At 51.0% G+C, this 13,667-nt stretch carries 13 protein-coding genes and 1 riboswitch; all 13 genes read left to right on the top strand.

Annotated elements, in window-relative coordinates:
• Positions 1 to 403 (top strand): uroporphyrinogen-III C-methyltransferase (locus ABYP73_RS05785; protein ID WP_372973722.1); only part of this gene is annotated, 403 nt, incomplete at its 5' end.
• Positions 403 to 981, top strand: coding sequence for a bifunctional precorrin-2 dehydrogenase/sirohydrochlorin ferrochelatase (locus tag ABYP73_RS05780; protein ID WP_372973721.1), 579 nt, complete (start codon positions 403 to 405; stop codon positions 979 to 981). The genes ABYP73_RS05785 and ABYP73_RS05780, both read left to right, overlap by 1 nt.
• Positions 982 to 1,052: 71 nt before the next feature.
• A riboswitch (SAM riboswitch) is annotated at positions 1,053 to 1,159 on the top strand.
• 74 nt (positions 1,160 to 1,233) lie between these two features.
• Positions 1,234 to 2,241, top strand: coding sequence for a homocysteine S-methyltransferase family protein (locus ABYP73_RS05775; RefSeq protein ID WP_372973720.1), 1,008 nt, complete (start codon positions 1,234 to 1,236; stop codon positions 2,239 to 2,241).
• 71 nt (positions 2,242 to 2,312) lie between these two features.
• Positions 2,313 to 4,973 carry a methionine synthase gene (metH, locus tag ABYP73_RS05770; RefSeq protein ID WP_372973723.1) on the top strand — a complete coding sequence of 887 codons (2,661 nt, stop codon included), beginning with the start codon at positions 2,313 to 2,315 and terminating at the stop codon, positions 4,971 to 4,973.
• Between the two features lie 10 nt (positions 4,974 to 4,983).
• Positions 4,984 to 5,937 carry a methylenetetrahydrofolate reductase [NAD(P)H] gene (metF, locus tag ABYP73_RS05765; RefSeq protein WP_372945508.1) on the top strand — a complete coding sequence of 318 codons (954 nt, stop codon included), beginning with the start codon at positions 4,984 to 4,986 and terminating at the stop codon, positions 5,935 to 5,937.
• A gap of 58 nt (positions 5,938 to 5,995) precedes the next feature.
• A complete protein-coding gene (locus ABYP73_RS05760) occupies positions 5,996 to 7,096 on the top strand; it encodes an acyloxyacyl hydrolase (RefSeq protein ID WP_372945507.1) in 1,101 nt (366 codons plus the stop codon).
• Positions 7,097 to 7,104: 8 nt separating this feature from the next.
• A complete protein-coding gene (locus ABYP73_RS05755) occupies positions 7,105 to 7,872 on the top strand; it encodes a head GIN domain-containing protein (RefSeq protein ID WP_372945506.1) in 768 nt (255 codons plus the stop codon).
• Positions 7,873 to 7,875: 3 nt separating this feature from the next.
• A complete protein-coding gene (locus tag ABYP73_RS05750; protein ID WP_372973719.1) occupies positions 7,876 to 8,946 on the top strand; it encodes a serine hydrolase domain-containing protein in 1,071 nt (356 codons plus the stop codon).
• A gap of 118 nt (positions 8,947 to 9,064) precedes the next feature.
• Positions 9,065 to 10,402 (top strand): Gfo/Idh/MocA family protein, encoded by a 1,338-nt coding sequence (locus ABYP73_RS05745; RefSeq protein ID WP_372973718.1) that lies wholly within the window; start codon positions 9,065 to 9,067, stop codon positions 10,400 to 10,402.
• A gap of 49 nt (positions 10,403 to 10,451) precedes the next feature.
• The gene (locus ABYP73_RS05740; RefSeq protein WP_372945503.1) at positions 10,452 to 10,829 is read left to right on the top strand and encodes a hypothetical protein; all 378 of its coding nucleotides are present in this window, start codon (positions 10,452 to 10,454) and stop codon (positions 10,827 to 10,829) included.
• Positions 10,830 to 10,933: 104 nt separating this feature from the next.
• Entirely contained in the window at positions 10,934 to 11,803 is an 870-nt protein-coding gene (locus ABYP73_RS05735; RefSeq protein WP_372973717.1) for a pirin family protein, read from the top strand.
• Positions 11,804 to 11,976: 173 nt separating this feature from the next.
• Positions 11,977 to 13,203, top strand: coding sequence for a pyridoxal phosphate-dependent aminotransferase (locus tag ABYP73_RS05730; protein ID WP_372973716.1), 1,227 nt, complete (start codon positions 11,977 to 11,979; stop codon positions 13,201 to 13,203).
• Positions 13,204 to 13,251: 48 nt separating this feature from the next.
• Positions 13,252 to 13,667, top strand: a 416-nt coding sequence (locus tag ABYP73_RS05725) for a TSUP family transporter (protein ID WP_372973715.1), incomplete at its 3' end; no start/stop codon positions are given.

The raw sequence follows: 13,667 nt of genomic DNA, 5'->3' as shown, positions 1-13,667 counted from the left end.
TATAGCCGTACCGTCGGCCGCTGATATCCCAGTGACAAAACGAGGGGTTTCCAAGAGTTTTTGGGTGATCACAGGTACGACCAGGGAGCACGAACTCTGTCGAGATATTACTCATGCTGCACGTTCATCGGCTACGGTGGTGATCCTGATGGGCATGTCAAAATTGCCTGAGATCGTACGGATATTCGAAAGGGAGGGAAAATCAAACCTGCCCGTAGCCATCATCCAGAACGGGACCTTGGACAACGAGAAGATAGGGGTGGGAACTGTGAATACCATCCTCGAAGTCGTTGAGAAGGATAAACTGAGCAACCCTGCCATCATCGTGTTAGGGGAAGTGGTCAGTTCGAGGAGTCAACTGCAATGGGTTCGTCGTGAGGCAGCTTTAAAGGAATTGACCTGATGGAACGCAATAACCTTTACCCCATTTTTTTAAAGACGGATCAGCTCCGTATCCTGATCGTGGGCGGGGGATTTGTGGCTGAGGAAAAACTGCATTTTTTGCTGAAATCGAGCCCCGATGCCTCCGTAACCCTGGTGGCTCCTCTTTTAAGGGAAGGTACGCTTGAGGCCGGTGCAGGCTTCCAGACCACCTTCTGCCAGGAGCCTTACCACCCCGATTATCTCCTTGGACACCACCTGGTGATCGCCGCTACGAATGACCCAGATGTGAACCGTCAGGTCTTTGAAGATTGCAGAAAAAGACGGATCCTGGTCAATGTGGCAGACACACCATCTCTCTGTGATTTTTATATGGGGGGTATTGTCACCAAAGGGCATGTCAAGATCGCGATCTCTACCAATGGGAAGTCTCCGACCACCGCGAAACGCCTTCGCCAGTTCTTTGAGGCCATCCTTCCGGAGGATATCAGTTTGCTGGTGGAAAACCTCAATACCTATAGAAGAAAACTAAAAGGATCTTTTGAAGACAAAGTATCCAGGATGAACGATATCACCAAACCATTGGTTGAAGAGGACTAAAAATTGGTTGATTTCCTTGTAAATGAACCCTGAGTGACTTTACTTTGTCCCAGTTCATTATCACGCTGATCCTGTTATCAAGAAAGGTGGAGGGAGTAGACCCGTTGAAACCTTAGCAACCCTTTATTCCTTAAAGAAGGTGCTACATTCTATCCCTGTTTTTTGGGACAGATAACAACCCATGGTACTTCCCATCTCTCCTCTCTTGATCTTTTTCAGCTTATCCCTCACCCGGGATATATATTAAATTGTATGAGTAAGACGAGAATTGAAGATATCATTCCAGAGAAAATACTGGTGCTGGACGGCGCCATGGGTACCATGCTGCAGCGTTATAACTTCACGGAAAAGGATTTCCGGGGAGACAGGTTCCGTGACTGGGCACATCCCCTGCAGGGAAATAACGACATCCTTTCCCTGACCCAGCCCCAGGCTATCCGTGAGATCCACCGTGCTTATTTTCAGGCAGGTGCAGATATAGCAGAAACCAATACGTTTTCTGCCACCTCGGTGGCCATGGCCGACTACTTCCTGGAGGAGTACGTGTACGAAATGAACCTGGAATCGGCAAGGATCGCACGGGAAGTAGCCGATGAATTTACGGCCAGGGAACCCGATAAACCCCGTTTTGTCGCCGGCAGTATCGGCCCCACCAACAAGACGGCCAGTATGTCTCCCGACGTCAACGATCCCGGGTTTCGGGCCATTTCTTTTGAAACGCTGAGAAAAGCCTATTATGAACAGGCTTCTGCCCTGGTGGAAGGCGGTGTGGATATCCTTCTCGTTGAGACGGTCTTTGACACTCTGAATGCCAAAGCAGCCCTGTTCGCCATAGAAGAACTCAAAGAGGAAAAAGGCATCAGCATCCCCGTCATGATCAGCGGAACGATCACAGACGCCTCAGGCAGGACACTTTCCGGCCAGACGGCAGAATCCTTTCTCATTTCGGTTTCTCACATCCCGTTCCTGTCGGTAGGCTTCAACTGTGCCCTCGGTGCGAAGCAATTGGTGCCCCATTTACAGGTACTATCCTCTAAGACAGAATACGCGGTCTCTGCCCATCCCAATGCCGGTTTGCCCAATGCCTTTGGGGAATACGATCAGAGTCCGGCCGAAATGGCCTCTCAGATCAGGGAGTACCTGGAAAAGGGCCTGGTCAATATCGTGGGAGGATGTTGCGGTTCGACACCGGATCACATCAGCGCAATCGCTGACCTGGTCAGGGAATTTCAACCCAGAAAATGTTTGGTCAAGGCGTGAAAAACACATCTTCACATACAAAAGATAAAAATACCCTGAAGGGGAGTGGGACCACGGCAGATTTTCGGCCCATGAAACTCTCCGGTCTGGAACCCCTCGTGATCACCCCGGAAAGCAATTTCGTCAATATTGGGGAACGCACCAATGTGGCTGGTTCTCGGAAGTTCTTAAGACTCATCAAAGAAGGAAAGTTCGAAGAGGCGGTGGAGATCGCCAGGCACCAGGTCGAAGGCGGGGCCCAGATCATAGATGTGAATATGGACGACGGGCTCATAGACGGAAAGGAGGCCATGGTGAAGTACCTCAACCTTCTTATGGCCGAACCGGATATCGCCAGGGTACCTATTATGATCGACAGTTCCAAATGGGAGATCCTGGAAGCGGGACTCAGGGTCGTTCAGGGTAAATCTGTGGTGAATTCGATCAGCCTTAAAGAAGGCGAAGCCGAATTTATAAGGCAAGCCCGACTGATCAGGCGCTACGGGGCTGCCGTGATCGTCATGGCCTTTGATGAAAAAGGTCAGGCCGACACCTACGACCGCCGGATCGAGATCGCTAAAAGGTCTTATGACCTCCTGTTGCAAAAGGTGGGTTTTCCTCCTGAGGAAATCATCTTTGACCTGAATGTCTTTCCCGTGGCCACGGGCATGGAAGAGCACAGGCGGAATGCGGTCGACTTCATAGAAGCGACGCGCTGGGTTCGTCAAAACCTTCCTCACGCCAGTGTCAGCGGCGGGGTGAGTAATATTTCCTTTAGTTTCCGTGGGAACAACACCGTCCGCGAGGCCATGCATTCCGTATTTTTGTTCCACGCCATCAAAGCCGGGATGAATATGGGGATCGTAAACCCAACCCTGTTGGAAGTGTATGATGATATCCCCAAAGACCTTCTGGAATATGTGGAGGATGTGATCCTGAACCGAAGGGAAGACGCCACGGAAAGGTTGCTCGATTTTGCGGAAAAGGTGGTGGGGAAGTCGAGGCAAAACCAAAAAGATCTCAGCTGGCGGCAGCAATCCCTGCAGGACCGCATCACCCGTGCGCTGGTCAAGGGCATAGAAGAATACATCGAGGCCGATGTGGAAGAGGCAAGGCAGGGGGCCGAAAAGCCCATAGAAGTGATCGAGGGATATCTCATGAACGGGATGAACGAGGTTGGGGACCTGTTCGGCAGCGGAAAGATGTTCCTTCCCCAGGTGGTGAAGTCGGCCCGTGTCATGAAAAAAGCGGTGGCCTACCTGACCCCGTATATCGAAGCATCTCAGGAAGCCTCCGGCAGGGGGATGGCCGGTAAGATCCTCATGGCTACGGTAAAGGGAGATGTACATGATATCGGAAAGAATATCGTCAGTGTGGTCCTGGCCTGCAACAATTATGAGATCGTAGACCTGGGAGTCATGGTACCCCCGGAGAAGATCATCCAAAAGGCCAGGGAACACAACGTCGATGTGATAGGATTAAGCGGACTGATCACCCCCTCTCTGGATGAGATGGTCTTCCTCGCGAAAGAGATGGAACGCCAGGGGTTCAGGGTCCCTCTCCTCATCGGCGGGGCTACCACCAGCAAGGCACATACGGCAGTAAAGATAGATCCTGAGTACACGGCCTCCGTCGTGCATGTCAATGACGCCTCCCGTGCGGTGACTGTGGTTGGGGACCTGCTTCAGAAAGAAAGAGGGGAGGCCTACATACGGGAGGTGAAGGATGATTACGCCTCATTTCGCGAAAAATTCCTGGGAAGGGTGAGAAAGAAGGAATACGTAAGTCTAGGGGAAGCTCGAAAAAACAAATTAAAACTTTCCTGGGATCAGGCTGAGATCGTAGAGCCCAAGACCATGGGAAGGCAGGTCATAGAAGACATGGACCTGAATTTGCTGAGGCCATTTATCGACTGGACCCCCTTTTTCCGGGCCTGGGACCTGCACGGAAAATACCCGGAGATTCTCAGGGATAAAGTGGTGGGAGAACAAGCCACCGGTTTGTTTGCGGATGCTCAAAAGATGCTGGATACCCTTATTGAGGAAAAAGGACTGACGGCAAAAGCGGTCTTTGGGCTTTATCCCGCAAACTCGGTTGATGAAGATGATATTGAGGTGTTTGTTGACGAGGACCAGGGGTCCAGGATATTCAGGACCCTCAGGCAGCAGGCCAAAAAGAAGGAGGGGGTTCCTCATTTGGCCCTCTCAGATTTTATAGCCCCCAAAGAAAGCGGAGTTCGTGATTATATGGGATGTTTTTGCGTAACCGCCGGATTCGGTACAGACCAGTGGGTGCAGCGGTACGAAAACGCCCTGGACGATTACAGTGCGATTATGGTAAAGGCCCTGGCAGACAGGCTTGCAGAGGCCTTTGCCGAATACCTGCACCGGGAGGTCAGGGCCGAATACTGGGGATACGCCAAGGGAGAAGAACTGACGAACGACCAGCTTATCAGGGAGGCTTACCAGGGGATCCGGCCTGCACCTGACTATCCGGCCTGTCCGGATCACCTGGAGAAGAAGACCATATGGGAGATCCTCGAAGTAGAAGAAATGATCGGGGTGAAGCTCACCGAAAGCCTGGCCATGTACCCTGCTGCGAGCGTAAGCGGATATTATTTTGCCCATCCGGATGCCCGGTATTTTGGGCTGGGGAAGATAAGCGCGGACCAGTTGGAGGACTATGCCGGGAGAAAAGGCATCCCGCTGGAAGAGGCCCGGAAATGGCTGTCTCCAAACTTGGCCGAAGTATAAGTAATAAAGGATGAAAGTAACCGAACATATTGAAAAAGCAAAAGGAGAAACCTTGTTTTCCTTCGAGATCATCCCGCCTATAAAAGGCAGGAGTATACAGGAGTTGTATGACAATATCGACCCCCTGATGGAATTCAATCCGCCCTTTGTGGATGTGACCACTTCCAGGGAAGAGTACGTCTACATAGACCGGGACGGGCTCCTCGACAAAAAACTCACCCGCATGCGCCCGGGAACCGTAGGAATCTGTGCATCCATCAAACACAAATATGAAGTGGATACCATACCTCATGTACTCTGTGGCGGGTTTACTAAAGAAGAGACGGAATACCTCCTGGTGGATTGTCATTATTTGGGCATAGACAACGTGATGGCACTCAGGGGAGATGCCATGAAGGATGAAAAGTATTTCGAACCCACGCCGGGAGGGCATACCTATGCCTCCGACCTGGTGACCCAGATACGGAACCTCAATACCGGGCAGTACCTTCACGAGGTCATAGAAACGGATAACTGCTCCGACTTCTGTATCGGGGTGGCAGGATACCCGGAAAAGCACATGGAGGCGCCTTCCATGCAGACCGACTTGAAATGGCTGAAGAAAAAAGTGGACCTCGGGGCCCATTATATCGTTTCTCAGATGTTCTTTGACAATCAAAAGTTTTTCGATTTTGTCAAAGCAGCACGGGAAATGGGGATTGACGTACCCATCATTCCGGGGATCAAGCCCATAGCTGTAAAACGTCATCTTCATCTTCTTCCCCAGGTCTTTAGGATAGACCTTCCCCAGGACCTGATCGATGCCGTAGAAAAGTGCCGGGATAACAAGGCGGTTCGGCAGGTGGGTATTGAATGGGCCATTGCCCAGTCTAAAGAGCTCAAGGAGGCCGGTGTCCCTGTACTGCACTACTATTCCATGGGCAAGAGCGACAATATCCGGGAGATCGCCAGGGCTGTGTTTTAAAAAAACCGTACTTATCTGAAAATTAACCCACCCGAATAATTCCTATTTTTACGCCCGGATGAGGACCTGGATCTTTCTTTTTAGCCTGCTGCTGTGCCCGGGGGGAGTGATCTCACAGGAAAGTGAAGCACCGGACTTGTGGACCCTGGATGCGTCTCCGTTCTACGGCTCTATACTCTTGCACAATACGGATATTTCACACCTGATCAGGGAACATCCTGCAGGGGTGATCCTGGGGTTGAGCAAACAGACTTTTGGAAGGGAAGGATGGGAAGCCGCATTCAATTACCCCGACACCGGGATCTCTATGGTCTATCAGGATATGAACAACAGCACCCTGGGCACCAACCTCGGCGTATACCTGCATTACAATTTTTACCTGTTAAAGCGAAACCTGCAGTTCCGAATAGGGCAGGGGATAGCCTATAACTCAAATCCCTATGACAAAGAAGAGAATTTCAGGAACAACGCTTTTGGGACTCACCTCATGAGTTCCACCTACCTCATGTTTAATTATCAAAAACCCGAACTCTTTAAAAATTTAGGTGTAAAGGCCGGAATTTCCCTGATCCACTATTCCAATGCCAACGTGAAAGCCCCCAACACCTCCACCAATACTTTCGCCTTCAATGCAGGAGTGATATACGACCTGGAAGGTGACCGAACTACGACATTTATAAAACCGGAGCGAACAGAGGTGGAAGAACCCATCAGGGGTAACCTGGTCTTCAGGAGCGGGATCAATGAGAGTGATGTGATCAATTCGGGCCAGTTTCCCTTTTATATCTTTTCGGCCTATGCAGATAAGAGGCTTGGGCGGCTGAGTGCCCTACAGGCAGGGGTTGATGTGTTCTTCTCCAACTTCCTTAAAGAGCTGATACGCTTCCAGTCGGTTTCCTTCCCTGAACTGGATGTGGATCCGGATACGGATTTCAAGAGGGTGGGTCTGTTTCTGGGCCATGAACTGTTTATTCATAAGATCAGTGTCATCACCCAACTCGGGTACTATGTGTATTACCCGTTTGATTTTGAAGGTCGCGTATACAACAGGGTAGGGGTAAAACGCTATTTCGGGGATCGCTGGTTCGCGGCAGTGAGCCTCAAATCACATGCGGCCAAAGCCGAAGCCCTGGAATTGGGGATCGGTATCAGACTTTAAAAATGAGAATGAAAAGAGCAGGATACAAACTGATGATCACAGCCTTCCTGGGCTTGCTACTCACGGGATGCAATGGGGAGAATGTACCCGACTGCTTTCAGAATGCCGGGGATATCACCAGGGAGGAGGTCGTTCTCCCTTCTTTCCGCAAGATCACGGTTTTTGAAGGGATACAACTGGTCCTTTCCTCTGGCCCCGAGCAGCGGGTGGCCATCGAAACAGGGGAGTTCCTGCGCAAGGAGGTAACGGCCCGGGTGGAAGGCGACAGGCTGATCCTGCGGAATGAAAACAACTGTAACCTCTTCAGGGAATACGGTATTACCAGGGTGTTCGTAACCACTCCGGACATAGACGAGGTACGAAGCAGCACGGGGTGGCCGGTGAGTAGCGACGGAGTTCTGGACTTCCCGAATCTCGCCCTGATCTCCGAGAGCTTCAACAATCCGGAAACAGAGACCACAGACGGATCCTTCGACCTTGAGTTGGACGTTCAGCAAGTGAGCCTCGTCGCCAATGGCATTGCTTACTTCCGGCTCCGTGGGGCTGCGGCGCGATTTAACGCGACCATTGCTGCGGGAGATTCCAGGATAGAGGCCGAAGCGCTTACTGCCCAGGAGGTTGTGCTCAACCATAGGGGTAGCAACGATATCCTGGTCAATCCGCAAACGCGGCTGAGCGGAGTGATCCGGGGTACAGGGGATGTGTTGAGCTACAACAGGCCCGATACTGTTTCGGTGGAGATCCTGTACAAAGGGAGACTGATCTTTATCGACTAACGTATGGCCTCTTTTATTGAATATTTCAGATCGTTCTTTAAAGGGGCATCCTCCGGCAAAAAGACCGTACCTTTCCCGGAACTGGATGCTGCCCTCCGAGATCTGGTGGAGAACAGGAGAGTACCCGGCCTGGCCCTTACCGTCCTCCATAAAGGAAACACCCTCTTCCAGAAGGGATATGGATACGCCGATCTGGATCAAAAAATTCCCGTCGATCCCCGTAAGACAATTTTCAGGATCGCCAGTGCCTCTAAACCTATTGCCTCCATGGCCCTCGCCAGGATGGTAGCAGACGGGGATATCGACCTGGATGAATCCTTCTACGCCTATGTCCCCTATTTTCCCAGGAAAGAAACCGACTTTACCATCCGGCAGCTGGCTGGGCATACGGCCGGGATCAGGGGCTATAAGGGGAAGGAATACGCCCTGAACAAGCCTTATTCCATCCGGGACAGCCTTGAGATCTTCCGGGATGACGCCTTGCAATTCAAACCGGGAACGGGATACCTCTATAACAGTTTCGACTGGGTACTGATCTCCCTGGCTATGGAAGAGGTAAGTGGCATGTCCTTTGTCCGCTATGTAAAGGAAAAGGTGCTGGATCCGCTGGGTATGGAAAATACACAGGAAGAGGTTCCGGGAGACCTTCCGGAAAATACGGCCGTTTTTTATACCAGAACCCGGTCCGGGTTTCGTCCCTCTGTGGAGGTTGACAATCGATACAAACTGGCGGGAGGCGGCTTTCTCTCTACCACTGAAGACCTGACCAGGCTGGGGAGGGCCTGTTTGGAGGGCTCACTTGTACCTGCAGAGACGATGCGGGAATTCCTCACAGCCCAAAATGTTGGAGGAGAGTCTACCTATTACGGCCTTGGATGGCAGGTGAGCGCAGATCCTGAGGGCCGGCCATTTGTAGGGCATGTAGGCAACGGGGTAGGGGGTTACAGCAATTTTTTTGTGTATCCGGAGGAGGAAATAGTCATTTCCCTGCTGATCAATTGTTCGGATCCCAAAATTCAGGATTACCTAGATCTTCATGTCGTACCCCTTATCCTGAACCAGACAATTATTTGAGGTTTAGAAGTGCCCGGGTCTAACCTTATTTGATCGAAATCGTTACCTTTATTTTCCTGCTGGGAATAATCCATATTTCCGAGGATGGTTCAAACTAACTCAAAACCCATACCCGATCATGAAAAGACGAGATTTTATCAAAAACACGGCAGTAGCCTCTTCCGTTTCTCTCCTTCCGGCTCATATTTGGGGATCCACCCAGGAAAAGATGCTCCGTACAGCCCATATCGGCGTAGGGGGAATGGGAGCCGAAGACCTCAAATCGATCTCCTCTCATGAGAAGGTCAAAGTGGTCGCCTTATGTGACGTGGATTCCAGCAACCTCGAAGCCGCATTGCAAATGCATCCCGAAGCTAGGGGTTTTGCAGACTACAGGCAGATGTTCTCCGAAATGGCGGATGAGATCGACGCCGTGGTGGTCTCCACCCCCGATCACAGCCATGCCCCGGCCAGCATGCTGGCTATGCAGCTCAACAAACCCGTCTACTGCCAGAAACCCCTTGCCCATCACGTATCTGAGGTAAGGGCTATGAGAAAACTGGCAGAGGAAAAAGATCTGATCACCCAGATGGGGATACAGGTGCATTCCTTTTACGATTACAAACTCGCCACCTTGCTGATTCAGTCTGGGATCATCGGTAAAGTTTCTTCCGTGCATGCCTGGTCTCCCAAAAACTGGGGATATGACGGTCCGCCTCCCACAGGTTCAGACCCCATACCAGCCAACCTGAACTGGAATCTGTGGTTGGGGACCTCCGCCAACAGGCCCTATAAAGATCAGGTTTACCATCCCATGAATTGGCGAAAACTGGTCGATTTTGGCTGTGGAACCCTGGGTGATATGGGAGTCCATATTTTTGATACCCCCTATAACGCCCTCGAGCTGGATGTTCCGTTCACGGTGAAGAACAAATGCCGTAAACCCAATGGTTTTGGCTATCCCGAAGAGAACACCGTGACCTATGAATTCCCCGGCACAGCCTATACGGCGGAAACCCTGAAATGGATTTGGTACGACGGGAAAGGAGCGCCCCCTTCCCATAAGGACCTCAGGTTGCCGAACAAGGAAAAACTTCCCCTGCAGGGCGCTATGTTCATAGGGGAAACAGGTCGGTTGCTACTGCCCCATTTCATGGAACTGCCAAGGCATATCGTGGATGGGGAATATGTGGACATCGATGTCTCCCCCTTTGTTTCTTCCGGGGAAATAGGCGAACCCGTCAGGGATTATGCCTCGGAGGGCAACAAACACTACCACCAGTTCGTGGATGCCTGCCTGGGTACGGATACCTGCTCGGCGCCCTTCTCTTATTCGGCCAGGTTGACAGAAACCATCTTGCTCGGGGTGATCGCAGGCCGTTTCCCGAATAAGAAGTTACATTGGGACAGCGAAAAGGCAAGTTTTAAGGAAACCAAGGCGAATGAATTCCTCTCCGGGGTCTACCGGGATTTCTAAGGGCAGTATTCGCAGAAATTAATTATTTTTTAGGTGTAAGAATTAAAACATGCCTTACCGAACGATTTGGGAAGAAAACGGGATCAAATGGGAGTTCTATGGTGTGGTGACCTCGGAAGAGATCGAGCAGGCTAATGAGACCTTTTTTAGCGATCCACGCTCAAAAACCGCCCAATACCAGATTGTCCATACGCTGGAAACCGAGGAGGTGGTATGGCGCCCTCTGGATATGGTGGAGATCACCTTTAACGATGTGGCGGCAAGCAAGTCGGGCATGCAACTTAAGCTGGCCTATATTGCTGACAAGGAAAGGATCAGGGAAAAGATCGAAAAATACATCGCCATGTCCAAGAACCTGAATTCAGAATGGGAATTCAAAGGATTCAATTCCGAAAAAGCTGCCAGGGAGTGGGTGCTGGCCGACTGAGTTCCAAGCTAACGGTCATGCGGTAAATCAGATCGGACCCTGGGGTCATACATTTTTACTTGCTGCGATATTACAAAAGGAGATAAAGCATTTCAAACGACCTTATGGCAAACAACAAAATGCTGGTTGACGAACGCCAGCGCAACCTCGGGAATTTTATAGTGGGCAGGCTGCTCCCCTTCAGGGAGAAAAGACAGGTGGGCCCGTTTACTTTTATAGACCATATGGGCCCCGCCCAGCTGGGTCCGGGTAATTATTTCGATGTAGACCAGCATCCGCACATCGGGCTATCCACCCTGACCTACCTCTTTGAAGGAGCCATAGAGCACAGGGACAGTATGGGCTCTGTACAGGTGGTACAACCAGGGGATGTCGGATTCATGACCGCCGGAAAGGGGGTGGCCCATACCGAACGCACCCCCTCAGCATTCAGGGATGGCACCTCGCATACCATCCACGGGTATCAAATATGGGTGGCCTTGCCCAAAGAATTGGAAGAGATGGAACCTCGATTTAATTTCTACCCGGCATCCAGCCTGCCCAAATGGAAAGAGAATAACTGTGAGGTCGTACTGGTGGCCGGTGAGGCTTTTGGACAAAAATCCCCCCTCGTAGGGTATTCGCCACTCTTTATGGTCGACATTAAGGCAACCGAAGATACACACCTGGATCTGGGGAAAAAGATCAAGGGGGAAGTCGCCTTTGTGATCGTCCGGGGAGGGATTGATCTTGAAGGGGAACGGGTTGAACAAGGCCAAATGCTCGTCAGTAAAACACGCGATCACTGTACCATGGAAATAAAAAAAGGGACCAGGCTCCTCATTTTTGGGGGAGAACCCCTGCCGGAGGAGCGCTTCCTCTTGTGGAATTTTGTGTCCTCAGACCGGGAGAGGCTTAAAGAGGCCAGGCAATTGTGGCAGGAAGGAAAATTTCCCCGGGTTCCGGACGATCAGACCTATATCCCTTTTCCCTGATCCGGGTCACGGGAATGGAAATCCCCCGATGTTAGATTCAGGGTTTTCTAGAAATTACAGAGGCTGACAGGCCGTTCCGTGACCCGTACTATTATAAGTAATTAAAAATATATTGCAAAAGTAAACAGGGGTCTGTTCGGGGGAACGTCTAATAAACCAGTAAAAACCATATCATGTACAGGAAAGTTGAGCAATCCCAGACCTTGTTTATCAATACGCAGACCCAAAAGATGGTTGATCAGAACAGGGAAGTGTTCCGATTCGGTTTTGGGCAGTCTCCTTTTATGCCCCCTCAAGATGTGCAGTCTGCCCTGGGAAATGCGACCGTGCACAAAGAGTACTCCTCCGTCCAGGGAGACCCCGAACTTCGGGAACACATCGCCCGATTTCATTTCCAGCACAACGGTCTTCGCACCAGGGCAGAGGATGTCCTGGTTGCACCGGGATCCAAAATATTGATATTTTCCTTACTCATGGCGGTGGAAAAGGCCGATGTCCTGATCCCGGCGCCGGCCTGGGTCTCATACGGTCCGCAGGCTCAACTTGCAGGGCATCATGTCATCACCCTCCCTACTTCCTGGGAAAAGCGTTGGAGGATCACCGCTGATGCCTTGCAAAAAGCGGTTACCTCCAAAAAGTGCCCGGATTCCATACTCATCCTGAATTATCCCGGAAACCCGGATGGCCTGACCTATTCCCGGGAAGAATTGATGGAACTGGCCCATGTCGCCAGGACCCATGGCATGATGGTTATCTCTGATGAGATCTACGGCTTGCTGGATCACAAAAATACCCACCTTTCTTTTGCAGCCTTTTACCCGGAACGGACCATTACCACGACGGGGTTGTCCAAATGGTGTGGTGCCGGGGGATGGCGATTGGGGGCAGCTCTCCTGAGCGAGGGATTGGAACCGGAGTTAAAAGAAGCCCTCCTCGGAATTGGCTCTGAAACGTATTCCTGCGCCCCGGTGCCCGTGCAGATGGCGGCAAAGGTGGCGTATCAGGACTATGCAACGATCAAATCCTATATCCACTGGCAGACCCGGATCTTGAAGGCCATAGGTCATTATTGTTGTGAAAAGTTAGTAAATGCGGGTATCAAGGTACATCCTCCCGAGGGTGGGTTCTATCTGTTCCTGGATTTTTCCGAATTTCAGGACCAACTTAAAAAAAGGGGGATCGCCACTTCCACTGCCATGTGCAGTGCCTTGCTGGATGAAAAAGGGGTCGTGCTATTACCCTCACAGGCCTTTGGTTTTGAGCCTTCATTTCCCGGAGCAAGGCTGGCCTATGTCGATTTCGATGAACCCCCCTCAGACCTGCCATTTGATATGAAAGCCCACGCTCCAAAAATTTCAGGCGGCATACGTGCATTGGTGGATTGGGTACGCGATCTCTGACGATTCACAGGCCGAGGCCTTTCACCGGAAACGGGAAATGCGAAAAATATGAAAGTCAACACCATGTTTCTCATTCTTGCCATGGTCGCCGAGGTGCTGGGCACTATAGGTGGTTTTGGTTCCTCGGTCTTCTTTGTGCCCCTGGGTAATTTTTACTTCGATTTTTATTCGGTGCTGGGCCTGACCGCCATCTTCCACCTCTCGAGCAACCTGAGTAAGATCTTCCTCTTTAAAAAGGGTCTGAACAAGTTTCTGATCCTCTACCTAGGTATCCCGTCTGTACTCTTTGTGATCCTGGGAGGCTTCCTGTCGAAGTTCCTGAATACTTATATCCTGGAGTTTTTGTTGGGAATTTTCCTGTTGGGTATCAGCTTGTTGTTCCTGATAAAAAAGGAACTTATTGTCCTGCCTTCCAAAAAGAACTCCCTCCTTGGCGGGGCAATATCCGGGTTTTCGGCCGGACT

It is taken from the genome of Muriicola sp., assembly GCF_041567615.1.
Classification (GTDB): domain Bacteria; phylum Bacteroidota; class Bacteroidia; order Flavobacteriales; family Flavobacteriaceae; genus Muriicola.
This window is presented reverse-complemented; position numbering and strand designations above follow the sequence as displayed.

Coding starts and splice junctions, on each gene's coding strand:
- ABYP73_RS05780 (WP_372973721.1), top strand. CDS start 403: ATGGAACGCAATAACCTTTACCCCATTTTTTTAAAGACGGATCAGCTC.
- ABYP73_RS05775 (WP_372973720.1), top strand. CDS start 1,234: ATGAGTAAGACGAGAATTGAAGATATCATTCCAGAGAAAATACTGGTG.
- metH (WP_372973723.1), top strand. CDS start 2,313: ATGAAACTCTCCGGTCTGGAACCCCTCGTGATCACCCCGGAAAGCAAT.
- metF (WP_372945508.1), top strand. CDS start 4,984: ATGAAAGTAACCGAACATATTGAAAAAGCAAAAGGAGAAACCTTGTTT.
- ABYP73_RS05760 (WP_372945507.1), top strand. CDS start 5,996: ATGAGGACCTGGATCTTTCTTTTTAGCCTGCTGCTGTGCCCGGGGGGA.
- ABYP73_RS05755 (WP_372945506.1), top strand. CDS start 7,105: ATGAAAAGAGCAGGATACAAACTGATGATCACAGCCTTCCTGGGCTTG.
- ABYP73_RS05750 (WP_372973719.1), top strand. CDS start 7,876: ATGGCCTCTTTTATTGAATATTTCAGATCGTTCTTTAAAGGGGCATCC.
- ABYP73_RS05745 (WP_372973718.1), top strand. CDS start 9,065: ATGAAAAGACGAGATTTTATCAAAAACACGGCAGTAGCCTCTTCCGTT.
- ABYP73_RS05740 (WP_372945503.1), top strand. CDS start 10,452: ATGCCTTACCGAACGATTTGGGAAGAAAACGGGATCAAATGGGAGTTC.
- ABYP73_RS05735 (WP_372973717.1), top strand. CDS start 10,934: ATGGCAAACAACAAAATGCTGGTTGACGAACGCCAGCGCAACCTCGGG.
- ABYP73_RS05730 (WP_372973716.1), top strand. CDS start 11,977: ATGTACAGGAAAGTTGAGCAATCCCAGACCTTGTTTATCAATACGCAG.